The 24,008-nt window shown below is 66.3% G+C and carries 24 protein-coding genes; 11 read left to right on the forward strand and 13 right to left on the reverse strand.

Annotated elements, in window-relative coordinates; genetic code table 11:
- The first annotated feature begins 26 nt into the window (after positions 1-26).
- From ubiH to XcodCFBP4690_RS13710, 5 genes are all read left to right on the forward strand, one after another.
- Positions 27-1,235 carry a 2-octaprenyl-6-methoxyphenyl hydroxylase gene (gene ubiH / locus XcodCFBP4690_RS13690; protein ID WP_104541561.1) on the forward strand — a complete coding sequence of 403 codons (1,209 nt, stop codon included), beginning with the start codon at positions 27-29 and terminating at the stop codon, positions 1,233-1,235.
- Entirely contained in the window at positions 1,232-2,413 is a 1,182-nt protein-coding gene (locus tag XcodCFBP4690_RS13695; RefSeq protein ID WP_104541563.1) for a UbiH/UbiF family hydroxylase, read from the forward strand. The genes ubiH and XcodCFBP4690_RS13695 overlap by 4 nt, the downstream gene beginning before the upstream one ends.
- Before the next feature lie 125 nt (positions 2,414-2,538).
- The gene (locus XcodCFBP4690_RS13700; protein ID WP_104541565.1) at positions 2,539-3,258 is read left to right on the forward strand and encodes an alpha/beta fold hydrolase; all 720 of its coding nucleotides are present in this window, start codon (positions 2,539-2,541) and stop codon (positions 3,256-3,258) included.
- An 82-nt stretch (positions 3,259-3,340) separates the two neighbouring features.
- Positions 3,341-3,769, forward strand: a complete 429-nt coding sequence (locus XcodCFBP4690_RS13705) for a nuclear transport factor 2 family protein (protein WP_104541567.1) — start codon at positions 3,341-3,343, stop codon at positions 3,767-3,769.
- A 121-nt stretch (positions 3,770-3,890) separates the two neighbouring features.
- Positions 3,891-4,925 carry a SphA family protein gene (locus XcodCFBP4690_RS13710; protein ID WP_167394619.1) on the forward strand — a complete coding sequence of 345 codons (1,035 nt, stop codon included), beginning with the start codon at positions 3,891-3,893 and terminating at the stop codon, positions 4,923-4,925.
- 172 nt (positions 4,926-5,097) lie between these two features.
- On the opposite strand, the gene XcodCFBP4690_RS13715 is transcribed toward XcodCFBP4690_RS13710, so the two are convergent.
- Positions 5,098-5,772, reverse strand: coding sequence for a GntR family transcriptional regulator (locus tag XcodCFBP4690_RS13715; RefSeq protein WP_104541569.1), 675 nt, complete (start codon positions 5,770-5,772; stop codon positions 5,098-5,100).
- A 227-nt stretch (positions 5,773-5,999) separates the two neighbouring features.
- Between XcodCFBP4690_RS13715 and XcodCFBP4690_RS13720 the strand changes: the two genes are divergently transcribed.
- The 3 genes from XcodCFBP4690_RS13720 (at position 6,000) to XcodCFBP4690_RS13730 (ending at position 8,332) form a co-directional block, all read left to right on the forward strand.
- A complete protein-coding gene (locus XcodCFBP4690_RS13720) occupies positions 6,000-6,896 on the forward strand; it encodes a gallate dioxygenase (protein WP_104541571.1) in 897 nt (298 codons plus the stop codon).
- 10 nt (positions 6,897-6,906) lie between these two features.
- Positions 6,907-7,266, forward strand: a complete 360-nt coding sequence (locus XcodCFBP4690_RS13725) for a protocatechuate 3,4-dioxygenase (protein ID WP_104541573.1) — start codon at positions 6,907-6,909, stop codon at positions 7,264-7,266.
- Positions 7,267-7,330: 64 nt separating this feature from the next.
- On the forward strand, positions 7,331-8,332 hold the full coding sequence (locus tag XcodCFBP4690_RS13730; RefSeq protein ID WP_104541575.1) for a LysR substrate-binding domain-containing protein: 1,002 nt from the start codon (positions 7,331-7,333) through the stop codon (positions 8,330-8,332).
- A 99-nt stretch (positions 8,333-8,431) separates the two neighbouring features.
- Here XcodCFBP4690_RS13730 and XcodCFBP4690_RS13735 read toward each other — a convergent pair whose 3' ends face one another.
- From XcodCFBP4690_RS13735 to XcodCFBP4690_RS13765, 7 genes are all read right to left on the reverse strand, one after another.
- Positions 8,432-9,910: an AMP-binding protein gene (locus tag XcodCFBP4690_RS13735; protein WP_104541577.1), complete on the reverse strand. Its 1,479-nt coding sequence runs from the start codon at positions 9,908-9,910 to the stop codon at positions 8,432-8,434.
- Between the two features lie 203 nt (positions 9,911-10,113).
- Positions 10,114-11,583, reverse strand: a complete 1,470-nt coding sequence (locus tag XcodCFBP4690_RS13740; RefSeq protein WP_104541579.1) for an aldehyde dehydrogenase — start codon at positions 11,581-11,583, stop codon at positions 10,114-10,116.
- An 82-nt stretch (positions 11,584-11,665) separates the two neighbouring features.
- On the reverse strand, positions 11,666-12,493 hold the full coding sequence (locus XcodCFBP4690_RS13745) for a p-hydroxycinnamoyl CoA hydratase/lyase (RefSeq protein ID WP_104541581.1): 828 nt from the start codon (positions 12,491-12,493) through the stop codon (positions 11,666-11,668).
- A gap of 33 nt (positions 12,494-12,526) precedes the next feature.
- Positions 12,527-13,000 carry a MarR family winged helix-turn-helix transcriptional regulator gene (locus XcodCFBP4690_RS13750; RefSeq protein WP_104541583.1) on the reverse strand — a complete coding sequence of 158 codons (474 nt, stop codon included), beginning with the start codon at positions 12,998-13,000 and terminating at the stop codon, positions 12,527-12,529.
- A gap of 141 nt (positions 13,001-13,141) precedes the next feature.
- Positions 13,142-13,537, reverse strand: coding sequence for an EF-hand domain-containing protein (locus XcodCFBP4690_RS13755; protein WP_167394620.1), 396 nt, complete (start codon positions 13,535-13,537; stop codon positions 13,142-13,144).
- A 189-nt stretch (positions 13,538-13,726) separates the two neighbouring features.
- Complete coding sequence (locus tag XcodCFBP4690_RS13760) at positions 13,727-14,449, reverse strand: hypothetical protein (protein WP_104541584.1); 723 nt, start codon at positions 14,447-14,449, stop codon at positions 13,727-13,729.
- A gap of 81 nt (positions 14,450-14,530) precedes the next feature.
- A complete protein-coding gene (locus XcodCFBP4690_RS13765) occupies positions 14,531-15,436 on the reverse strand; it encodes an SMP-30/gluconolactonase/LRE family protein (protein ID WP_104541585.1) in 906 nt (301 codons plus the stop codon).
- Positions 15,437-15,700: 264 nt separating this feature from the next.
- Between XcodCFBP4690_RS13765 and XcodCFBP4690_RS13770 the strand changes: the two genes are divergently transcribed.
- Entirely contained in the window at positions 15,701-16,810 is a 1,110-nt protein-coding gene (locus tag XcodCFBP4690_RS13770; RefSeq protein ID WP_104541587.1) for a Gfo/Idh/MocA family protein, read from the forward strand.
- Between the two features lie 487 nt (positions 16,811-17,297).
- Here XcodCFBP4690_RS13770 and rlmM read toward each other — a convergent pair whose 3' ends face one another.
- The 5 genes from rlmM to XcodCFBP4690_RS13795 all read right to left on the reverse strand — a co-directional run bounded on the left by rlmM (position 17,298) and on the right by XcodCFBP4690_RS13795 (position 22,744).
- Positions 17,298-18,341: a 23S rRNA (cytidine(2498)-2'-O)-methyltransferase RlmM gene (gene rlmM, locus XcodCFBP4690_RS13775; protein ID WP_104541589.1), complete on the reverse strand. Its 1,044-nt coding sequence runs from the start codon at positions 18,339-18,341 to the stop codon at positions 17,298-17,300.
- A 21-nt stretch (positions 18,342-18,362) separates the two neighbouring features.
- Positions 18,363-18,923 (reverse strand): nucleoside deaminase, encoded by a 561-nt coding sequence (locus XcodCFBP4690_RS13780; protein ID WP_104541591.1) that lies wholly within the window; start codon positions 18,921-18,923, stop codon positions 18,363-18,365.
- A 196-nt stretch (positions 18,924-19,119) separates the two neighbouring features.
- Positions 19,120-19,455 carry a hypothetical protein gene (locus tag XcodCFBP4690_RS13785; protein ID WP_104541593.1) on the reverse strand — a complete coding sequence of 112 codons (336 nt, stop codon included), beginning with the start codon at positions 19,453-19,455 and terminating at the stop codon, positions 19,120-19,122.
- Between the two features lie 351 nt (positions 19,456-19,806).
- Positions 19,807-20,736 (reverse strand): DMT family transporter, encoded by a 930-nt coding sequence (locus tag XcodCFBP4690_RS13790; RefSeq protein ID WP_104541595.1) that lies wholly within the window; start codon positions 20,734-20,736, stop codon positions 19,807-19,809.
- A 268-nt stretch (positions 20,737-21,004) separates the two neighbouring features.
- On the reverse strand, positions 21,005-22,744 hold the full coding sequence (locus XcodCFBP4690_RS13795) for a glutamine--tRNA ligase/YqeY domain fusion protein (protein ID WP_104541597.1): 1,740 nt from the start codon (positions 22,742-22,744) through the stop codon (positions 21,005-21,007).
- A 280-nt stretch (positions 22,745-23,024) separates the two neighbouring features.
- Between XcodCFBP4690_RS13795 and XcodCFBP4690_RS13800 the strand changes: the two genes are divergently transcribed.
- Complete coding sequence (locus XcodCFBP4690_RS13800) at positions 23,025-23,666, forward strand: glutathione S-transferase family protein (RefSeq protein WP_104541599.1); 642 nt, start codon at positions 23,025-23,027, stop codon at positions 23,664-23,666.
- Positions 23,663-23,896 carry a putative signal transducing protein gene (locus XcodCFBP4690_RS13805; RefSeq protein WP_104541628.1) on the forward strand — a complete coding sequence of 78 codons (234 nt, stop codon included), beginning with the start codon at positions 23,663-23,665 and terminating at the stop codon, positions 23,894-23,896. Before XcodCFBP4690_RS13800 ends, XcodCFBP4690_RS13805 begins: the two co-directional genes overlap by 4 nt.
- Positions 23,897-24,008 lie beyond the last annotated feature (112 nt).

The following is a 24,008-nucleotide window of genomic DNA, read 5'->3' on the forward strand; positions in this document are numbered from 1 at the left end:
CGTGGGCGAGGGCTTATCATGGCCGGATGACACTCCCACATGACGTTCTGATCGTTGGCGGCGGCCTGGTCGGCTCCAGCCTGGCGATCGCACTGGACCGCCTCGGCCTGGATGTCGGGCTGGTCGAAGCCACCCCGGCCGGCGCGCCGCCGGCGGTGTTCGACCAACGCAACCTGAGTTTTGCCGCGGCCACCGTCAACGCGCTCGGCGTGCTGGGGGTGATGGCCAAGCTGCGTAGCCCGCCCGGCCCGATCCGGCGCATCCACGTCAGCCGCGCCGGCGATTTCGGCCGGGTGCAGCTGAACGCCACCGACTATGGCCGCGAGAGCTTCGGCCAGGTGGTGGTGGCGCGCGACTTCGGCGACGCCTTGCAGGCACGCCTGGACGAAACGACCGGCGTGCGCCGCTACCGCCCGGCGCGCTGCATCGGTGTGGAGCCGGTACAGGACGGCATGCGCGCGGTGCGCCTGGCGACCGCCGACGGCGAACAGCGTGTGCAGGCCAGGTTGGTGGTCGGTGCCGATGGCAGCCACAGCGCGGTGCGCGAGCTGCTGCACATCGGTAGCGACGCCCAGGATTTCCTGCAGACCCTGTTCGTGGCGCGCGTGCGCGCCTCCCGGCCGCCGGACGGCACTGCCTGGGAACGCTTCGGCGAACATGGGCCCACCGCCCTGCTGCCGCGGGGCGACCGCCATTACGGCGCCATCCATTCCGTGGCGCGCGCCGAGGCCGAGGCGGTAGCCGCCCTCGACGATGCCGGCTGGCTGGCACGGCTGCAGCGCGCCGCCGGCTGGCGCGCCGGTCGCTTTGTCGCCAGTGGCGAACGCAGCGCGTATCCATTGGTGCAGGTGCTGGCGAACGAACTGATCGCCGAACGCGTGGTGCTGCTGGGCAATGCGGCGCAGACGCTGCACCCGATCGGCGCGCAGGGGTTCAACCTGGGCCTGCGCGATGCGCTGACGCTGGCCGAACTGATCGAACACGATCGCAGCGATGCCGGCGCCGGCGCATTGTTGGCCGACTATCTGGCGCGCCGTCGCGTGGATCGCGAACAGACCATTGCGTTCTCCAGTGGCCTGGCACGCCTGACCGGCAACCCGGCGCCGTTGCTGCGGCCGTTGCGCAGCCTGGGCTTGCTGGCGACCTCGCAGGCCGCGCCGCTGCAGTCGATGCTGGTCGGTGGTGCGATGGGCTTCCGCGGCGAAGTGCCGCAGCTGTGCCGGGGAATCGCATGAGCCGGCGCCCTGGACGCGATGCGGTGATCGTCGGCGGCGGTGTGGTCGGTGCGGCCTGCGCGCTGGCGCTGGCCGATGCCGGCTTGCACGTGGCACTGGTGGAAGGGCGCGAGCCTGCACGTTGGCAGGCCGGGCAGCCCGATCTGCGCGTCTATGCATTCGCCGCCGACAACGCCGGGTTGCTTGACAGCCTTGGCGTATGGAACGCAGTCCGCGCAGCGCGCGCGCAGCCTTACCGGCGCATGCGGGTATGGGATGCCGGTGGCGGCGGCGAGCTGGGGTTCGATGCCGATACGCTGGGACGCGAGCAGCTGGGCTGGATCGTCGAACACGCGCTGCTGGTGGATCGGCTGTGGGCCGCCGTGCACACCGCGGGAATCGATGTGCACTGCCCGGCGCGGGTGGTCGAGCTGGAGCAGGACGCCGGAAGCGTGCGGCTGCGCCTGGACGATGGCAGCCGGCTGGAAGCGGCCATTGCCATCGCCGCCGACGGCGCGTCCTCCACGCTGCGCGAACTTGCCGGGTTTCCGGTCTCGCGGCATGCCTATGCGCAACGCGGTGTGGTCGCCTTCGTGGAGACCGGGCAGCCGCACCAGTCCACCGCCTGGCAGCGCTTTCTGACCACCGGGCCGCTGGCGTTCCTGCCGTTCGTCGATGGCCGCAGCTCGATCGTGTGGACCCTGCCCGATGCCGAGGCCGAGCGCGTGCTCGCACTGGACGATCTGGCGTTTTCGCGTGAACTCACCCAGGCCTTCGGCAAGCGCCTGGGCGAGGTGCGCGTGGTTTCTGCACGCGCTGCATTCCCGCTGCAGCGGCAGCTGGCGGAGCGCTACGTCAGTGGCCGCGTACTGGCGCTGGGCGATGCCGCGCATGTGGTGCATCCCCTGGCCGGCCAGGGTGTCAACCTGGGCTTGCGCGATGTCGCTGCGTTGCGCGACACGGTGCGCAACGCCCTCGCCAGGCGTGCGGACTGGGCGGCGCCGCACCGCCTGCAGCGCTGGGCGCGCACCCGGCGCAGCGAGAACACCGTTGCCGCCTACGGCTTCGATGCGATCAACAGCGTGTTTTCCAACGATGACATGCACCTGACCCTGCTGCGTGGGTCGGTGCTCGGCCTGGCCGGCAGGCTTCCACCGCTGGTGGACCTGCTGTGGAAGCGCGCGTCCGGCAAGGCGTAGCCGGCGCCACGCGTGCCGGGCTGCGCGCGGGGAACCTGCGGTCGCGTTGTTCTATGTTTCAGAGCTTATAGCGGAGGCAGCATCTTCCATACGACGGATGCTGCCGGCCTAGCTACAGTCGATCCATGACCTCGCATACGCACCCACCCAGGCCCACCGTGCTGCTGCTCTGTGGCTTGCTGTGCGACGCCACCATCTGGCAGCCGCAGCGCGACGCGCTGGGCGATCTGGCCGACGTGCAGGTACTGGATTTCGCCGGTTTCGACAGCATCCCGAAGATGGCTGCCCATGCGCTGACCCTGGCGCCGCCGCGGTTTGCGCTGGCCGGGCATTCGATGGGGGGGCGGGTGGCGTTGGAGATCATGCGCCAGGCGCCCGAACGGGTCACACAGCTAGCCTTGCTCGACACCGGTACTGCGCCGCGTCGGGAGGGCGAACGCGAGGAGCGCCAGGCATTGGTGGACCTGGCGCAGACCCAGGGCATGCAGGCGCTTGCGCTGACCTGGCTGCCGCCGATGCTGCACCCGGCGCGCGTTGCCGATGCCAGTCTCATGCAACGCCTGGTCGCGATGGTGCGCCGGCAAAGCGCGCAGAGCTTCGCCGGCCAGGTCACTGCCTTGCTGGAGCGTCCGGATGCCACGCCGGTGCTGGCGCAGATCCGCTGCCCCACCTTGCTGGGCGTTGGACGCCAGGATGCCTGGAGCCCGTTGGCAAGGCATCAGGACATGGCGCGGCAGATTCCGGGTGCCCGCCTGGTGGTGTTCGAAGACAGCGGGCATATGGCGCCGGTGGAGGCACCGGTCGCGGTGACTGCAGCGTTGCGCGACTGGTTGCAGGCCGCGTAAGCGGTGTCGCGCCTGGGCATGCATGGAGGCTGTGGCCTCGCCATCCACGCTGCGCGGTAGCTGAGAAACTCGAGGAGGCTGCATGCACGAAGACGCATCGATCATCATTGCCTGCGAGCAATTGATCCGGCGGTTTGCGCTCTACAACGATCGCCATGATCACGAAGGTCTTGCGGCCTTGTTCACTGCCGATGGCGTGTTCGCGCGGCCCAGTGCGCCCGATGCGCCGGTGCAGGGGCGCGAGGCAATCCTGCAGGCGTTTCGCGCGCGTCCGCCGCGCACCACCTGCCACCTGATGCTCAATACCCTGGTCACCATTCGATCGCCGATCCTGGCGCACGCGCACAGCAACGTGCTGCTCTACACCGCCAGCGAAACCTCTTCAGCGCCGCCATGGGCCGCGCAGTCGCCGGCCTTGCTCGGACGTTTCGACGATGTGCTTGTCTTCGATCAGGAGCGCTGGCTGTTCAAGCAGCGACTTGGATCGCTGCTGCTGCAGATCGGCAACTGAGCCGGAACCGCTGGATCGCAACAAGCGTTGCAGCCGCCGTCGGCATGCAGCGCTGTCGTATCGCTTTCTCCCCCATGCCGCGCCTGCTGTCATCCATCCTTCCGCATTGGAGAGTCGCCTAGTGGAACGCGTCCGTTCATCCGCTCGTTGTCGTTCGGTGTTGCTGCGCGCGGTGTCGCGTCGGCAATGGTCATGGATTGTCGGCGCCACGCTCGCCGCGGTGCTGCCAGGCACGGCGATGGCGCAGACCGTGCCAGAAACGGCAGCGCCCCCGCAAGGCATCAACCTGGGGGGCACCAGTTTCATGGACGGGTTTGGCTCGTTGACGCCTGGCTGGACCGTCATCGAATACCTGCGCCATTACCACTTCAATTCGATCAGGAATGCGAATGGCGATGACTCGCCGGCCTTCCTCGATCCAGTGGTCGATGTCGATGTGGCGCTGACGCAGCTGATCTATGTCACGCCCTACACCTGGAAAAGCGCATCGTTGAGCTTCAATGCCATCGTGCCGCTGGTCAACTACGATACTTCCTTCGCTGCCGACAGTCCCGTGCGGCTGAGCAGTAATGGGTTCGGCATGGGCGATATTTCATTCGGGCCTGCGCTGCAGTTTCCACCGGTGATGCGCAACGGCCGCGTGTTCTTCTTCCAGCGATTTGCTATCGACGCGTTTGCACCGGTCGGCAAGTTCGATCGTGACATCGCGATCAATCAAAGCACCGGTTTCTGGTCGGTTGCGCCGCACTGGGCATTTACCGTGCAACCCAGCGACAACTGGGAAGTCAGTGCGCGCCTGAATTACCTGTACAACTTCCGGACCAGCCGCGCCGGCGGCGTGCCGCCCATTCCGGGCTTTCGTTTCCGCAACGGGCAGGCCGGCGACGTGCTCTGGCTCAACTTCGCCTCGTCACTGAAGCTCAACGAGCAGTGGCGGGTGGGTCTGAACGGCTACTACCTGCAGCAATTGAAGGACAACCGCACCAACGACCAGCGCGTGCCGGACAGCAAGCGCAGGCAGTTCTATATCGGGCCGGGCCTGTCATGGCGCATGGATGAAAAAAACCTGTTCAACTTCAATGTGTACCTGCCGGTGGATGTGGAAAATTCGGTCGCCGGCAATAACTTCAACCTGATGTTCGTGCATTCGTTGTAGGGATCCCTACCTGCCACGCGCGGCGCCTGCGGTGGGTGGCCGTGCGTGGCGGGCAGGTTGTCGTTGCTGCCCGCCGCAGCGTGTCCGGCCGGCGGCTGTTCCCCGGTTGGCGCGTGGCGCGCTTCTGCGGTGTCGCGTGGCTCGCCGGAGCCTGGCGCCGAGGCTATCCCGTTCACAGCCCCATGCTGTGTCGCTGGGTGTGGGCATGCTCGCGGAACAGCAGCTCTGCGCGCGCGCCATCGCGTTGTTCGATCGCCGAGACGATCGCCCCATGTTGCCGGTGACCGTAGTACAGATCGTTGTAGGCCACGGTGGCCGAGCGCTGGCCGAAGACCACATGGACCGGGCTGACGAACGGCACCACCGTGCAACGGTCGACGGTCTCGGTGAGGATCGGCTTGTTGGCCGCAATCACGATGGTCCGATGGAAACGGGCGTTCATTGCGGCATAGGTCTGCTCGTCGCCGGCATCGAGGTTGCGCTTGGCGAACAACCGGTCGCCTTCGCCAAGACAGGCATGCAGGGTGGCGAGCACCTCGGGCGATGCTCCCTGTTCGGCGACCGTGCGCGCAGCCATGCCTTCCATCAGGGCGCGTACGGCCAGGGCGTCCAGGCTCTCCTGCTGGCTGAAGCGGCGGACCGCATAGCCACGGTTGCCGGCCTGCGCCAGCAGTCCTTCCTGGCACAACGCCGGCAATGCCTGGCGGATGGGCGTGCGCGAGATGGCCAGACGTTCGGCCAGCGCCGCCTCGGTGATGCGTTCGCCCGGGGCAAACGTGCCGCACAGGATCAATTCGCGTAACTGCTGAACCGCTTGCAATCGGTGGTTGTTCGCCATTGGCTCCATTCTCTCGCGCCGTACCGCAGCGCACGTTCCTTCCAGGGGGAAAACTCGCAATACCTGTATAAAAACCTTGCGGATGAGAGCGCTTGGTGGCAATTTGGATCCCAAGGATACCGTTTTGGCGATCCGGAGTCGTTGGTCGTCCTCGTTGGGATCCATTGCGGTGGATCCTGGTCCAACCAAAGACGCTCGCTCAGCCGGTCGGCCGAGGTGCGTCGCAGGAGTGCAGCATGGCAAGCATCATCGGCGGCATCGGGACTTCGCACGTTCCCACCATCGGGGTGGCCTACGACAAGGGCAAGCAGCAGGATCCGATATGGAAGCCGCTGTTCGACGGCTACACGCCGGTCGCTGCCTGGCTGGCGCAACAGCGCGCCGACGTGCTGGTGTTCTTCTACAACGACCACTGCACCACGTTCTTCTTCGATCTGTATCCCACCTTCGCGCTGGGCGTGGGCGAGCGTTTTCCGGTGGCCGACGAGGGGGCCGGGTTGCGCAACCTGCCTCCGATCCGTGGTGACGTGCAGTTGCAGGCGCATATCGCCGAATGCCTGGTAAACGACGAATTCGACCTGACCGTGTTCCAGGACAAACCGATCGACCATGGCTGCGCCGCGCCGTTGCCGCTGCTGTGGCCACATGTTCCGGACTGGCCGGGCACGGTGGTCCCGATCGCCATCAATGTCTTGCAATATCCGCTGCCGACCGCGCGTCGCTGTTACCGGCTGGGCCAGGCGGTGCGCCGGGCGATCGAGTCGTATCCGCAGGATCTCAGGGTGGTGGTGGTCGGTACCGGCGGGCTGTCGCATCAGATCCACGGCGAACGCACCGGTTTCAACAACACCGAGTGGGACATGGAATTCCTGGATCGCTTCCAGCATGCCCCGGAAACGCTGACCGATCTCACCCATACCGACTATGTGCGCCTGGGCGGGGCCGAAAGCGTGGAGCAGATCATGTGGCTGGCCATGCGTGGCGCGCTGGATGGGCCGATCCGCAAGCTGCATCAGAACTACTACCTGATGACGACCACCGCGATGACCGTGGTGCTGTACGAGCCCGGCATCGAGTCCGCCGATGCGCCGCGCTCGGCCGAGCTGCTGGCACGCACCGCCGACGCGGCATGAGGAGAGGCAGATGAATCCGCAAATAGACGGGATGGAGAAGATCGACGGCACCTACGTGTTCGATCTGCGCACCAGCAACCGCGCGCTGCGCCTCAATCGTTTCTTCTGGCACATGATCCGTGCCCCATGGCGCGACCGCTTCCTGCAGGATGCAGAAACCCTGATGCAGGAAGCCGAACTCACCGACCAGGAAAAGCAGTTAATCCGGGCGCGCGACTGGCTCGGCCTGGTGCAATATGGCGCCAACTTCTTCGTCATCGAGAAGTTCGCCCGCGTGGTACGGATGACCAATCTCCAGGTCTACGCCATCATGCGCGGCGAAACCTTCGAACAATTCATGCAGACGCGGCGGGTTCCAGAAGCGCGCTGAGCTGCGCGCCCCGGCCGTCGGCCCGGGCGCCGTATTCCCGACTTCCCAACGTAAGGCCCACCCCATGACCATGTCCTCCGTGTTCTTCGAACACCGCATCAAGGTCCGGCATCTACGTGTGATCGAGGCGCTGGACCGGCAAAAAAGCCTGCTCCGCGCCTCACGCGTTTTGAATGTCACCCAACCCGCGCTCACGCGCGCCTTGCAGGAGATCGAGGAGATCGTCGGCGCGCCCCTGTTCGAGCGCCATTCGCGTGGCGTGCGGCCTAATGCGATGGGCGAGGTGCTGGTGCAGACCGCGCACGTGGTGCTGGGCCAACTGCGCCGCGCGCAGGATACCTTCGAAGGCCTGCTGCAAGACGACGCGCTCACGATCACCGTAGGCGCGCTGCCGGTGGCGGCGAGCGGCCTGCTGCCCGCCGTACTGGCTGCCCTCTACCGCGCCGAACCCACGCTGCGCGTGCGCCTGCTGCATGGACGTACCGATGAGCTGCTGCCCAAGCTGGCGGGTAACGAAGTCGACCTGGTGGTCGGCCGGCTCTATCCGCTGGCCCGCTACGACGCCTTGGTTCGCAAGGTGCTGTACCAGGATCCCATCGCGCTGGTGGCACGTAGCGATCACCCGTTGTTTGCCAATGGCCCGGTGCGGATTGCCGAAGCGGCGGCCTATCGGCAGGTGTTGCCGACGCTGAGCCAGCACGTGGAGCGCGACGTGGCACAGGTCATGCGCGAACATGGGCTGGCCACGCGCGATCAGCTGCGTTCCAGCTCGGCCAGCTTCACCCGCGAGATCCTGCTCGGCACCGACAGCATCGCCGTGATGCCGAGCATGATGGTGGCCGGCGACATCGCACGTGGCGAGTTGCGTGCGTTTCAACTGCAGCAACCCTCGCAGGCGCGCGCCGGTGGGGTGATCTACCGCGACAGCAGCGCCATCCACAAGCCGGGCGTGCGCCTACTGATGCGCGAGCTGGAGCATCAGCTCGCACTGATGGCCGAGCAGGGCGCGGTATGGGTGGACAACCAGGTTGGCGAAGACGACATCTTGCTGGACGCGTCAGCATAAGCGGCGGTGTGGTCGGCGCGATGTCTCGGGCCACCTCGACAGTTCGAGGCGAGCGTGTGCAGCAATGGGCCTGCCCACGCTTGCGACCCGCCGATGCGATCAGGATTCACTCGCCAGTGCATCCTTCAGGCGCGCTTTCTGCAGTTTGCCGGTGGCGGTGCGCGGCAGTGCCTCGATCACGCGCAGGTGCTTGGGCACCTTGTACTTGGCCAGGCGCTCGATCAGATGGCTGCGGATCTGTTCCAGATCCAGCTCCTCGACGGCCGGCACGATCGCCAGGCAACCCACCTCTCCCCATTGCGGGTCGGCCATGCCCACCACCGCGCATTCGCGGATCTGCGGGTGATCTGCCAACACCGCCTCGATCTCGGCGGGGTAGACGTTCTCGCCGCCGGAAATGAACATGTCCTTCTTGCGATCGACGACCCAGAAGAAGCCATCGGCATCGCGCCTGACGATATCGCCGGTGCGGAACCAGCCTTGCCCATCGCGCATCTCTGCCGTTGCCTGCGGGTCGCGCCAGTACCCCGGGCTGAGGTTGGGACCGCGCAGCAACAACTCGCCGGGCGTGCCCGGAGGACATTCGTTTCCGTCGCCATCCACAACCCGGGTCTGTACCGTCGGCGATGAAATGCCGGCCGCACCGAGTTTGCTGCGGATCACCTCGCAGTCCACCGACATCCCGAACACCGTGCCGGCCTCGCTCATGCCGAAGCCGCAGACCATCGGGATGCCGTCTTCCAGCCAGCCCAGCAGATCGTCGCTGGCATGCGGCGCGCCACCGCTGACCAGCGCAGTGAGGTGACGCAACGAGGCAGGATCGAAGCCCGGCTGGGTGCGGAACGCCTGCATCATCTGCGGCACGCCGACATAGTGGGTGATCCCCAGCGCCGGATCGCCAAGCCATCTGAGGGTGCGTTCGGGTTCGAAACCGCTGGAGACCTGGATCGAGCCGCCGACCGCGAGCACCGGACGCACGTTGGTGGCCAGGCCGATGATGTGGAACATCGGCGCTTCGCACAAAAAACTGCTTCCCGCATCCACGCGCGTGGTGACGCCGAAGTTGTGCGCCACCTGCTGCAGGTTCTGTTCGCTGAGCATCACGCCCTTGGGTTGGCCGGAAGTGCCCGAGGTGAACAGGATCAGGCTGACGCGTTCGGGTGGAATATAGGGTGTCTGGGCAGGCGTGAGCGCGCTGGCGCTATCGATGAAGTCGGCCAATGTCTCCACCTGTGCGCGTCCTGCGGCCACCTCGTCGCCCAGCAGCAGTCGCGGTTCTGCGCGTTGCAGTAGCGCGTCCAGTTCGTTGGCGCTCAGCCGCCAGTTGAGCGGGACATAGATCGCACCCACCCGTGCACAGGCGAAGTGCAGTGCCACCTGCCAGCCCGAATTGCGCGCGATCACGGCGAGCCGTTCGCCGTCGACGCAGCCGCGCGTCTGCAGCAAGGCGGCCAGGCGGCCGATCAGGTCGTCCAGTTCGGCATACGTCCATTGCTGCTCCAGCAGCAGGTCGCGGGCGGCGAGCCGTCGTGGCGTGAGGCGGGCATGGAACGAGATCGAGTCGGTCGGCATGGTCATGACACTGTCTTCCGAGAGTGGAGTGGGGCGTGACGGTGGTGAGTGCGACGGTGACGGCAGAAGGTTTGCTTGCCTGGGTGACTGGCGGCGGTGACCCATTGATGCGTTGCGGTCGATCTGCAGCAGGCATCGACCGACACCTCGCGCATCGCCACGCATCGCGCTTGCGTAAACGCGTTGGTCACGTGGTGATCCGCGATGGACTAGCGGAGATAGACGGTCTGGGTTTCGAGAAACGCTTGCAGTCCTTCGATGCCGCCTTCGCGGCCGATTCCCGAATGCTTGAAGCCGCCAAACGGCATGTCGATATCCACCCACATGCCATTGATCGCGTGGCTGCCGCTGCGCACGCGACGCGCGATGCGATACGCGCGATCCACATCTTCGCCATAGACGGTGCCGTGCAGGCCATAGTCGCTGGCATTGGCCTTGGCGATCATGTCGGCTTCGTCGTGATAGTCGATGAAGCTCACCACCGGGCCGAAGATTTCTTCGCGTGCGATGGTCATGTCCGGCGTGACCCCGGCAAAGACCGTCGGTTCGATGAAGAACCCGCGTGGCAGGTGCGCCGGGCGACCGCCGCCCATGATCAGGCGCGCGCCTTCGGCGCTGCCCTTGGCGATATAGGACTGCACGCGCTCCAGCTGTCTGCCCAATGCCAGCGGCCCCATGCCGGTGTCGGCAGCGAACGGGTCGCCCAGCTTGAGTGCTCCCAGGGCCGCGCAATACGCTTGCAGGACTTCTTCGCGGCGTTGCACCGGCACCAGGACGCGGGTCAGCGAAAAACACACCTGGCCGGTGATCGGCATCGAGTAGGGCACCAGGCTGGGCAGCACCTTGGCCAGATCGGCGTCCTCGAGCACGATGGCAGCCGACTTGCCGCCCAGTTCCAGGCCGCATCGCGCCAGACGCTGCGCGCAGGCAATGCCGATCTGCCGTCCGGCCTGGGTGGAACCGGTAAAGCTGACCTTGTCCACCAGCGGGTGACGGATCAGCTGCTCGCCCACCTCGCGACCGCCCGGCACCAGGTTGAACACACCATCGGGGACGCCTGCGGCGCTGATGCACTCGGCCAGGATGTACGCATCGATCGGGGTTTCCGGCGACGGCTTGGCCACCACGGTGCAGCCGGCGGCCAGCGCTGCGGCCACCTTGTAGCAAAGCAGCACCAGCGGTGCGTTCCAGGGCGTGATCGCCGCAACCACGCCCACCGGCTCCTGCACCACGTGCACCAGGCCGCCGTTGGCGCGGGCGCGCGATTCGACGAACGGGTGGGTGGCGATCAGATCGCCGTAGTAGTCGAACAGGCCGGGCGCCTGTTGCGATGCGCGACGACTGAAACCGATGGTGGCACCCACTTGCCCGGTCCAGGCCTCGGCCAGCTCCGGCAGGCGTGCGCGCAGCTGCTCGGCGACGCGTTTGAGCACGGCCCCGCGCTCGGCCGGCGACAGCCGCGGCCAGGGACCGCTATCGAAGGCGCGATGCGCGGCAGCCACGGCAGCCTCGACATCTGCAGGCGACGGCTCGGTGTAGCGCAGCAGGCGCTGCTCGGTATGCGGGGCGATCACATCGACAACGCGATCACCGTTGCTGGCGCGCCACTGGCCATCGATGAACAGGCCATTGGGTCCACGTGCGGCGATCCCGCGCAGCGTAGCGGTTGAGGCTTCCATACTCCCTCCTCGGTGCAGAAAACCACTGGCAGCGCCAGCGATGCGTGGGATGCACGCATCGCGCCGGACGCAGCGGAAAGACTCAGGCGCGGTGTTTGGTCAGGTCGTATTCGCCCAGGCCGGGCTTGTAGCTCTTCTCGTCGATGAATTGACGGATGCCTTCCTTGCGCGCGTTGTTGTCGAAGGAGTTGGCCGCTTCCTGCATGCGCACCAGGTAATCCTCGGCCTCGTCGTAGGTCATGGTGCCCACGCGGCGGACCGCATCCTTGGCGTATTTCAGCGCCACCGGATTCTTGCGCAGCAGCAGCTCGGCCACTTCGCGGGTGCGTGCTTCCAGGCGCTCCAGCGGCACGCTTTCGTTCACCAGACGCCAGTGGGCTGCCTTCTTGCCGTCGATCATTTCGCCGGTCAGCGTCATCCACATCGCATCGCGCATGGACAGCAGCTCCACCGCCACCTTGGTCACGCCGCCGCCGGGCAGGATGCCCCAGTTGATTTCCGACAGGCCGAATTGCGCCTCATCGGCAGCGATGGCCAGGTCGCAGGCGAACAGCGGGCCGAAACCGCCGCCGAAGCACCAGCCGTTGACCATCGCGATGGTCGGCTTCTGATACCAGCGCAGTCGGCGGAACCAGCCATAGGATTCGCGTTGCGAGCGGCGCACGCCACGCAGGCCCTGCGCTTCGGTCTCGCGGAAGTATTCCTTCAGGTCCATGCCGGCCGACCAGGCCGTGCCTTCGCCACCCAGCACCAGCACGCCCACGTTGTCGTCGAATTCCAGCTCGTCCAGCACGTCCATCATGCGACGGTTGAGCGCCGGGCTCATCGCATTGCGCTTGTCGGGGCGTGCGAACTTCACCCAGGCGATGCGGTTTTCGATGCGGACCGATACCACGTCATGCTCGTTCAAGCGGCGTCTCCTTCAAGTCGGGGGCTGCGGGGATCAGAACTCTTCGGCCAGCGCAGCGTCTGGAACGTTCGACCGCTCCAGGGTGGCGCTGTCGTTTAATTTGCACAGCAGGCGCAGCAGGGTCTGCTGCTCGCCTGCCTGCAGGCCGGTGCAGGTGCGCTCGACGGCACGCGCAAGGCAGTCTTGCGCCACGTCCAGCGTGCGTTGGCCGTGCTTGGTCAGATACAGGCCCTTGCTGCGTCGGTCGCGGCCGGCCAGGCGTTCGATCAGACCCTGCTCTGCCAGGGCATTGGCGATCTTCATGCCGGCGGCACGGTTGACCAGCAGGCGGTTGCCGAGTTCGGTCTGGTCGCAGCCGGGCTGGTCGCGGATGTGGATCAACGCGGTGACGCGCGCGGGTGTGAGGCGCAGTTCGGCCAGTTCCTGGCGCGCGGCATGGCTGGACGCCAGTGCGGCCAATTGCAGTTGGTAGCCCAGGTCTGCGGCAAGTGTCGGGCGAGCGGTCATCGATCCATCCAGATTGTATCCGTTAAATACAATCTAGCCGACCGAAGCAGGCGCTGCAAGAGGTGCCGCCGTTAAAAAGCACCCGCCGGCGCGCGCCCGCGTGAGGCCATGGCGGGCGCGCGACCGCAGCTGACGGCGGGATTACTGGATCAGCCAGCCGGCCAGCTGTTCGCGGCTGAGATAGCCGCTGTGGCGGGTATCGAGCGCATCGAATTCATCGGCCAGTGCCGGGTTTGCCTGGGCTTCTGCGCGGCTGATGCGGCCATCCCCATCGGTGTCCATGGCCTGGAAATCGATGCGGTAGCTGCCGACCACGCTGCTGGGCTGGATCGAACGCACGATCACGCTGGACTGGCCGCGCGGGCGTTCGAGCTGGGTTTGGTGGGTGACCTCGCCTGCAGCCAGCGGCTGGGTGCGGATGGCGCTGGGCACATCGATCAGCGGCATGCTGCTGGCCGGCGTGGGTGCCTGCTGTGCGGAGGCCGCGCCGCAGATGAGCAACAGGGAAGCGAGTGTGGCGATACGACGGGTGGTCATCAGATCCCCCTGATGTGGAACAGCCCGTAAGGATAGAACGTGTGGAATGGATTGAGGGATGCCCGATGCCGGCGTTGCGGACGATCGGCGGCCCGGGCAGTGCCGGGTACGGCGTGGATGCGGCGCTGTAGTGGCGGCGTTGTCCGCCACGCCAGGGCGACGGCACTCTGCCGCCGCCCTGCGCGCCGCTCAGCCGGGGATGAACGGAAACACGATCTTGAGCAATCCTTTCAGGCCACCTTCTGCCGTGCTGGCGACCGCCTTGGCGCCCAGGCTGTTGAGCGCGCGGCGCACATCCTCCCAGCGCAGTTGCGCGATGTCCTTCTTCAGCAGGTCGGCGACTTCTTCCGCGGTGGGCGTGAGTTTCTGCAGTTCGCGCACGGTGGCCTGCGGATCCGGCTGCAGGTATCCCCAGCGCTCGGCGATCTTCAGCAGCGTGTCGAAACGCACCGCGACCACTTCGCGATTGCGCTCGTAGACCGGCAGTGCGCCGACATCGAGAATGGCCTGCTCGAACTGCTGCGCGTCGTCGGGATGTTCGATGCGCACGGCCAGGAACCCCTCCTTGCGGCTGCGCTCGCTGACGTGCTTGGCGCCGGAGCGCAGATTGTCTTCGGTGAGCACGTTGGCCACGATGCGCTGCATGGCCGCATCGCCTTCTTCGGGAACCAGCGCGCGCCAACGTGCGTAGCCATCGCGACGCAATGCCTTGACCTTGGCCGAGGTCACGCGCAACTGCAGCGCCACCGCGGCATTGGAGCTGTTGCGCGAGATGGCGCCGTCGCGTTCCAACAGCACGAAGATCAGCAATTCCAGGTCGCGCTTGGTCAATGACTGGAACCCCTGCAACAGGGTCAGTCGCAGGAATTCGCTGCCGAAGGCGGCCGCGTCCTTGAGTTCGATCGGTTGCATGGGGAGTCCTCCACGGGTGACCTGCAGGATGCCAGGACGCTGTTGCGCGGCCTGAGAACCGATGCGACGCGCACAGCAGTTTCAGCGTCCGGTTTCGCGCCCCGGGCGATCGGATCTGAACGTTTCAACTGCGCCCCGATCCTGCAACGTCACCACCACCTGCTTGCCATCGCTGCCGCCGAAGGCGAGGTTGCTGGCCTTGCGGCCCTTCAGCGCGATGGTGCGCAGCAACTTGCCGGCCGGCGACACCACGGCGATCTGCCCGGCGTCGTAACGGGCGATGTAGAGATTGCCGTCGGCATCGCAGCGCATGCCGTCCATGCCGAAATCGGGAAAGGCGATCAGCAGGCGCTTGTTGCGCAGGCTGCCGTCGTCCTGGCGGTCGTAGACCCACACCTTGCGCGACATGCTTTCGTTGACGTACAGATGCTTGCCGTCGGGGCTGACGTCCAGCCCGTTGGGTGTGGTCATGCCGGCTTCCAGCAAACGCACCGCGCCGGTGCGGCTGATGTGCCACAGGCGCCCGCTGTTGTCCTTCCAGTTCGGATCGCTGGCGTAGAAGCTGCCATCGGGCGCAAGCGCAAGATCGTTGGGGCCATCGGCCTCGGGCAGCGAAGCGAAGGTGCTGACCATGCGCGTCTTCAGATCCACCCGCAGTAAGGCGTGACCGGTGTAGTCGGCCACGTACATCACCCCGTCGCGGAAGCGGATGCCATTGCCGGTGCTGCCCGCCGGCAGGGTGAGGAAGACGTCGGCCTTCGCGCTGCCATCGGCGTGCAGGGTGATGCGCGCGATGGTGCCGTCCTTGCCCAGGTTGACGGCATAGAGCGCGCCATCCGGGCCGAAGGCGGGACCCTCGGCATTGTGGGTGAAGGCACCATCGCCGATCAGGTCGCGCGCGACGAATGGCGTGTCGGCAGCGATGGCGAGCGAACTGGACAACAGCAAGGCCAGCGGCAGGAGACGAAGGCGGGTAACGGCGGTCATGCAACACGCTCCGGATGGGATCGCCAGCAGTGTGCCAGAACGTGCGTAGCAGCCATGGCGGTGATCACGCGCGATCAAGTAAGGTGCGCGAGCAGTGTTGCAGTAGCGCGGCAGCATGAGCCCGCAGCGATCGGCGATCGGTAGTGCTGGTCGGCTTGGTGATCCGGAGACATGTCCCTGTCACGCGCACTTCGCGACAGGCGTTACGCCGGTCTGATGCTGCCTGCGCGCGCTGGTCGCCACTCTTACTTGAAGGAGGTTTGCATGTCCGTGGAATCCTTGACACGTCGTCGCCTGCTTGCCGCCTTCGGCAGTGCAGGCATCCTGCTCGGCGCACCCGCATGGGCACTGCCGAAGAAAAAGCCTGGAAAGCCGCTCAATGTCGCGTTGGCAGGTCTGGGCAGTTATGCCAGCGAACAACTCGCCCCGGGCCTGGCCCTGACCAAGCATTGCAAGCTGGCGGGCATCGTCACTGGCACGCCGTCGAAGATTCCGCAGTGGCAGTCCAAGTATGGTATTGCCGATCGCAATGTCTACAACTACGAGAATTTCGACCGCATTGCCGACAACGACGACATCGATGTGGTGTATGTCGTCACGCCGACCCATCTGCATGCGCCATTGACATTGCGCGCGGCCGCGGCTGGCAAGCATGTGTGGTGCGAAAAGCCGATGGCCATGCATGCGGGCGAATGCGAGGCGATGATCGCGGCCTGCAAGCGCAACAAGGTGGCGCTGACGATCGGCTATCGCATGCAGCATGAGCCCAATACGCGACGGTTGATCGCGATGGCCGGCGAAAAGCCGTTCGGTGCGATGCAGCGTGTGCGTGCCGAGGCCGGCTACAACGGCTACCGCGATACCACCAAGGCCGATCGGCCGTGGCGCCTGCGTTCGCAGTTCGGTGGCGGTGCGATGTACGACATGGGGGTGTATCCGCTCAATGCCGCGCGTTACACCGTGGGTGCCGAACCGCTGTCGGTGACCGCCAAGCGCTGGACCGACCGTCCCGAGCTATTCGACGAAGTGGACGAGCATATGGACTTCACGCTGGAGTTCCCCAACGACGTGCGTGCGCAATGCAAGACCAGCTTCGGCGCAAACATGAACGTGCTGCGCGCCGAGTGCGAACGTGGCTGGTACGAGCTATCGCCGTTCCAGAGCTACCAGGGCGTGAAGGGCAAGGCCAGCGATGGCCGCGTGTTCGATGCCAAGGTGCCGCACCAGCAGGCGCTGCAGATGGACGAGGACGCGCTGGCGATCATGAATGGCACACCGCTGCGCGCGCCCGGCGAAGAAGGACTGCGCGACATCCGCATCGTCGATGCGATCTATCGCTCCGCGCGGGAAGGCAGCAAACGCATCGTGCTCTAAGTCAGCCGGCTCCGGCGGCCAAGTGCCGCCGGGGTCGTCGAAACAGCAGGCAGCGGCCAGGGCCGCCGGGCATGGCAGCACACAGCGGCAACAGGCAGCGGGACGGTGGAGCGAACAAGCGGCCAACGAGCCGCACATACCACGCCTGCAATCGACGGCCGACAGCGGTGCGCGGAACGCCAGTGGCAACCAGCGCCCATGGATTGCGGAAATGTCGATGCAGTGAGCGAAGAGCAAGCGTCACTTCGCGAAAGCCAGCCGCGCCAGCCGGGAGGAAATTCCTACGACAAGACGCGGGACCAAGCACCGCGAGGATTCTCCCTCCACGCCGCAGGCGCGCTTCAAACGCTCAGAGCATCGCTGTGCAGGAATGATGCAAACGGTCAGTGAACGTCGCGCGGTGGTTGAAGGAATCGACGGCAGCACATACAGCCGAGCCAGCCAACCGCTTTTACGAATCCCAAATCCCAAATCCCGATTCCCAGCCTCATTCCCGCATTGCCAGCACCGTGATCTCTTCCCGATCGTGATACAGCTGCTTGGCACGCACGGTCAGCGATTTTTCGGCCTGCTGTTCGAACAGGTCCAGGCATAGCCGGGTCTCGTCCCAGCGTTTTTTCATCGGGAGTTTGAGGTTGAAGATGGTGTGGCGGCACCAGCCTTCGCGCACCCAGGTGGCCATGCGCTCGGCAACGCGGCGCGGTTGCTCCACCATGTCGCAGACCATCCAGTCCAGCGGTTGCGCCGGCTTCCAATGAAAGCCGTCCGCACGCAGGTGCTCGACCAGGCCGGTGGCCAGCACGTGCTCGCGCAACGGGCCGTTGTCCACGCTGGTGACGTGTACATGTTGGCGCGTCAGCACCCAGGTCCAGCCACCGGGAGCGGCGCCCAGATCGGCGGCACGCATGCCGGGTTTGACCAGGCGCTCGCGTTCTTCGGATGTGAGCAGGGTCAGCAGGGCTTCGTCGAGCTTGAGCGCCGAGCGCGACGGCGCTTCGGGCAGCAATTTCAGGCGGGGAATCCCCAGTGGCCACGGGGCGCTGTCGTCGGCATCGGCCACTGCCAGCAGTGCGTGGTCGCCATCGAGAAAGCACACATGCAGGCGCGGCAGCCGCGCCTGCGGCCTGTCGGTCAACAGGCCGGCCTTGCGCAGTGCCGGACGCAGTGCGTTACCGAAGCTGCGCGCCAGCCCCGCCAGCGGTTTGCCGGCATTCGAATCCGGATGCTCCACCCACAGATCGCCAAAGCGCGATTGCCCATCCAGCGCGGCCAGGATCGGCGCAATGCGGTCGGTGGGATCGATGCCCTTGAGTTCGGCAAGCACGACCAGTTTCTGGCGCGCGAAGATCAGTTCGCGCCACTGCAGCCTGGCGGCCAGTTGCGCCGCGTCGTCGCAGACGAACAGCACGTAGCCATCGTTGCGCTGGGTGCGCGCATAGCCGGCAATGCCGACGAATGCCGCGCGTGCGCTCAGTTCGGCCGCCAGCTCAGGTTCGAAGCCCTGGCGGCAATAGCAGAGCAGCCCGCTCATCGCGGCGCGCCCGGCGAGCGGTCAATAACGATCACCGCCGCCCTCGCCGTAGCTGCGCAGCACCGCGCAGGCCTGTTCGCGCTGCACATCGCGCACCACCTCGATGCCACGGCGGGTCAGTTCGCCCACCCAGTCGGTGGGCAGCGGGCCTTCGTCGAATTCGGTCAATGCCATCACGTCTTCGGCGCGGGCGCCGATCAGCAGACGATCGATGCCGGCCCACACCGTGGCGCCATAGCACTGGCAGCACGGCTGCGCGGAGGTGGCCAGCGTGATCGGCGACAGCACATCGTTCAGGCGCGGCGTCTGCAGGCGCTGCTGCGCCAGCATGTAGGCCATGTTCTCGGCATGCGCCAGCGAGGTGGTCTGCGGCACCACCCGGTTCACCGCGGCCGCGACGATGTGATGATCCGGCCCGAACACCACCGCGCCGAACGGGCCGCCACTGCGGGCTTCCACATTCATCCGCGACAGCGCGATGGCCAACGCCACCTTGTCGTCGTCGCCGGGATAGGCGCGGCTGGCATCCACAAAGTCATGGATCCAGGCGGGCAGGGTGAGGTGGACTTGCGCGTAGAGCATCACTGGACGACCGGTAGCGGAGAAGAAGCCTAGCGGCGCAGTGTATCGGCCCGGGCGCGGCGCGCAAAACGCCGCCGCGGGCGGATCTGAATGCGGCTAGCGCCGGCGGTCGTCCGGCGTGCTCAGGCGGCGTCGTGGCGGCGCGTCGCGCGCAGGCGCGCAGCCCGGCGTGCATAGTCGTCTCATGACGAAGGATCTACTTTGCAGCGCATTGGCCGGATACGCACTGGCAGGCGCTGATCTCGCGGAAACCGCAGACGTTCATCATGCCGCTGGACTGGCATTGCGCCATCACGCCTTTCGGGTCGGTCGGGCTGTTGACGTTGACGCAGGCTGGGTAGGCGCCGCAACAGTTGCCGACGTTCTTCACCGCGCAATCGGCGTCGACCTTGCAGGTGGTGACGACGGTGATCGGCTTGGCGGTTGCCGGCGGCGTGGCCGCGTCGGTTGGCGGTGCGGCCACACAGCCGATCAGAAAGACCGACGCCATCAGCAACAGACTGCTCAGATACCAGGACAAGGCTCGGGACATGCGGTTGCTCCGATCATGACAGGTGAATGGTCATGGTAAGCCTTTGGATGCGCTGCGTGCGGCCCCCCGACCTGCAGCCGCGTCGCCCAATCCGATGCAGTCGGAGCCGCGCTGGCCGTGAGCAGCGCCAGGGTGCGGCCGGGGCGTTGGCTGCGCTGTGGCAGTCGATGCCGGGGCGGAGACGTTGTTGCGATAGACGCGTGGTGGAGGCGGCGAGCAGGCCGACATGCCGGTCCAGAGCGAAAATTTCGCGCCATACAGGGTCCACGGCCCCGGTCGTGGGCGGCACGTGGCGGCATTCCACCCGATGCGCACTGCAATCCAGAGGCGATGACACGCCAGTGGTCGTGGTCAAGTCGCTTCCGCATGCAGTGCTGCGCACCACAGCACGCCGATCAGCAGGCAGGCGATCGCGGCAAGTTCCAGCGGCGTGGGCAGTCGCATTTCCCAGGCGAATCCGTAGATCAGCGCAAATACCGTTTCGAACACGATCATTTGCCCCACCAAGGTCAATGGCAGCACGCGGCTCGCGCGGTTCCAAAGCGCATTGCCGATGACCGAGGCCAGAATGCCCAGTAGCAGCGAGATACCCCAGAAGCCGGCCCAGTCGATCGGTGCATGGGGGGCGCTGCCGATCAGTGCCGCCGGCGCCAGCAGTGCCGCCAGCGCCCCGGTCACCACGCCGGTCAGCAGCGACCAGTCGCCACCGGAGAGATCGGGGCGGCGCCGCAACCATCGCGCATTGGCGATCGAGTACGCCGACCACGAGACCAGGGCGCCCACGGCGCATAACAGCCCGGCAATGCGGGTGAGACGATCGCCTGCCTGCTGCCCGGAGTCGTCGTGCACGGTGTCCAGCGCCACCAAGGCCACGCCGATGACGCACAATACGCACGGTGCGGCGAGCCGCCGCAGGTGCACCGCGCCCGCCGCGCGCGTGCCGATCACGGTCACCACCACTGGCAACAGGCCGATGATCAGCGCAGTGGCGGCGCTGCCGGCCCACTGCACGGCACTGCCCAGCAGCACGTAATAGACCAGATTGCCCATCAGGCTTAGGCGCACCAGCGCCCACCACTCGGCGCGGCCCAGGCGGGCGGCGGTGAGGCGCGCACGTGGGGCCAGGACCAGTGCGGCCACCACGCCATATGACAGGTAGCGGGCCACCGCCAGCTGCATCGGCGTGAATGCAGACAACAGTTGCGGTGCCAGGAACACCAGCCCCCACAGCGCGCCCGCGCCAATGCCGCAGGCGACGCCCATCGTCAAACGTTCACGCATCGCGCCTCTCCCTGCCTGTCATGCCCGGCAGCGTGCAGTGCGGCCGCGGGATGAGCAAGGCTTGGCAGGTGGACATGCAGTGCCGGCGCTGCAGCAGTGCAGGCCTCACGACCATAGGGCGATCATGGCTGCGCAGGCGGGCCGGAACTCGACGCCGCCATCGATACGAGCGTGCACGCAGCGGGCGAGCCATCCTGCGCAATCCAAACGTTTGACGCACCGGCCGCGCCACACCGTGCGGTGGACGCGGCCGCTGCATCCTTGGGCATCACGTGGCCCAGGTGTCGCGCAAGGTCACACTGCGGTTGAACACCGGCGTTGCTGCGCTGTGGTCGCGGCGGTCGGCGACGAAATAGCCGGTGCGCTCGAACTGGAACGCCTGTTCCGGCGCAGCCTGCGCGGCAGACGGCTCCACATAGCCGCGCACGCTGCGCTGGGACGCGGGGTTGAGATAGTCGCGGTAGGTCTTGCCTTCGGATTCGTCGTCGGGCTTTTCCACCGAGAACAGGCGGTCGTAGAGGCGGATTTCCGCTTCCACCGCATGCGCGGCGCTGACCCAATGGATGGTGCCCTTGACCTTGCGGTTGGCGCCCTCCATGCCCGGACGCGATTCCGGATCCAGCCAGCCGCGCAGTTCGACGATCTGCCCGTCAGCGTCCTTGATGACCTCATCCACGCGCGCAATGCCGGCGCCGCGCAGACGGACTTCGCCGCCCGGCACCAGACGCTTCCAGCCCTTGGGCGGAACCTCGGCGAAATCTTCGCGCTCGATCCACAGCTCGCGTGCGAACGGCACCTCGCGCGTGCCGAAGCTCTCGTCCTTGGGGTGGTTGGAAAACTGCAACGTCTCGGTGTGGCCGTCCGGCAGGTTGGTCAGCACCAGCTTGAGCGGCTCGATCACCGCCATGCGGCGTGCCGCGGCGGCATCCAGATCCTCGCGCAGGCAGCCTTCCAGCACCGAGAAATCGATCAGCGAGTTCTGCTTGCTGATGCCCACGCGATCCACGAACAGCCGCATCGCCGCCGGCGTGTAGCCGCGGCGGCGCAGACCCTGCAGCGTGTACATGCGCGGGTCGTCCCAGCCGTCCACCAGCCGTTCTTCCACCAGCGCGGTGAGCTTGCGCTTGCTCATCACCGTGTAGTTGATGTTCAGGCGCGAAAACTCGATCTGGCGCGGCTTGGCCGCTTCGCGCGGCAGGCCCTTGTCCAGCAATGGCTGCAGCAGTTCCGGGTGACTGGCCAGGTCCACCTTGTCCACGCACCAGTCGTACAACGGGCGATGGTCTTCGAATTCCAGCGTGCACAGCGAATGTGTGATGCCTTCCACCGCGTCGCCCAGCGAATGGGCGAAGTCGTACATCGGGTAGATCGGCCAGGCGTTGCCGGTGTTCTGGTGCTCCACATGCTTGATGCGGTACAGCGCGGGGTCGCGCAGGTTGATGTTGCCGCTGGCCATGTCGATCCTGGCGCGTAGCGTGCGTGCGCCATCGGGGAATTCGCCCGCGCGCATGCGCCGGAACAGGTCCAGGTTTTCGTCCACGCTGCGCTCGCGGTACGGCGAGTTGCGGCCCGGTTCGGTGAGCGTGCCGCGGTACTCACGCACCTGCTCGGCGGAGAGGTCGCAGACGAAGGCATGGCCGTCGCGGATCAGTTTTTCCGCGGCCAGGTAATACACCTCGAAGTAGTCCGAGGCATGGCGCAGCTGCGCCCACTCATAGCCCAGCCAGCGCACGTCGTCCTGGATGGCGACCACGAACTCGGGGTCTTCCTTGGCCGGGTTGGTGTCGTCCAGGCGCAGGTTGCACAGCCCGCCAAACTCGGCTGCCAGGCCGAAGTCCAGGCAGATCGCCTTGGCATGGCCAATGTGCAGGTAGCCGTTGGGCTCGGGCGGAAAGCGCGTGCGGATGACCGTGTGCTTGCCGCTGGCCAGGTCCTCGCGAACGATCTGGCGGATGAAGTCTTTCTTCTCCGCCGGGGCGGTGGCGTCGGTGACTGGGATCTCGGACATGCGGGGCATCGGCAATAGGTAAACCGCAAGTTTAGGCGGTGGCACCGGTTAGGGGTAGGCGGCCGGCCCGGGGATGGGGCGGCGCAAGCCTGATCGGGTGAGTCCCGGGCATCTCCGGGTGCGCCGGAGAATCCGCCGTTGCAGGGATCCCCTTGCGGTTGCGCGCCGCCGCCGGCCGCATCGCGCGATGGTCACGTGCGGGCGTGGCCGGTCTGACGGCGCTGGCGGCAACCGGCCGCCCCGCGTACGCTGCGCCGACCCCGTCAGGAGCGCGCCCCGCATGCCATTGCCCCGCCTGGTGATCGGCGACAAGACCCTGTCTTCCTGGTCGTTACGGCCGTGGTTGCTGTTGCGGCATTTCAGGATTCCATTCGAGGAAGTCTGCCTGCCGCTGGATACGCCCGAATTCCAGACGCGTATCGTCGGTTACTCGCCCACCGGCAAGGTGCCGGTGTTGTGGGACGACGCCCTGCACGTGTGGGATTCGCTGGCGATCTGCGAGTACGTCAACGAGCATTGGCTGGACGGGCGCGGCTGGCCGGCCGATCTGGCGGTACGCGCACAAGCCCGTGCGGCCGCAGCCGAAATGCATGCGGGCTTTGCCGCCTTGCGCAGCCAGTTGCCGATGAATCTCGCCCGCGCGCCCGGCCCGGCGCAATGGGATGCCGCGGCCGAGCGCGACATCACCCGCATCCAGACGCTGTGGGCCAGCCTGCGCGCCGAGCATGGTCATGCGGGAAGTTTCCTGTGCGGTGACTTCGGCATCGTCGATGCGATGTACGCGCCGGTGGCGCTGCGCTTTGCCAGCTATGGCGTGCCGCTGTTCGAAGCGGCCGGCGATTATCTGGCCGCGCTGGACGCACTGCCGGCGCTGCGCGAGTGGCGCCATGGGGCAGAGCGCGAACGCGCGGGGCGCGGCTGAGGCAGATCGCCTATCGCGTCAGCCACATCATCGATGCGCATCTGGCCAAACATGCACTGGAAGATGCCGGCATCACCGCCTTCGTATTCGGCGAATCGCTGCTGGGCGGCGCCGGCGAATTGCCGGCCTTCGGCGTGCTGCAGGTGTGTGTGGCCGACGCGCATCTGGGTCAGGCGCAGGCGGTGCTGGCCGAGATCGGTCTGTGCGTGCAGGTCACCCGCGCGCTGTAGCGTTAGAGCAGCCCAGCGCCAGTCGCAGATACCGTCTTGCCCCTCACCTGGCAAGGGCTTTCTGTGGGTCAAATGCGGTGCCCGATTTGAGGACGCCATAGACCAGATGCAG

It is taken from the genome of Xanthomonas codiaei (genome assembly GCF_002939785.1).
Lineage (GTDB): Bacteria > Pseudomonadota > Gammaproteobacteria > Xanthomonadales > Xanthomonadaceae > Xanthomonas > Xanthomonas codiaei.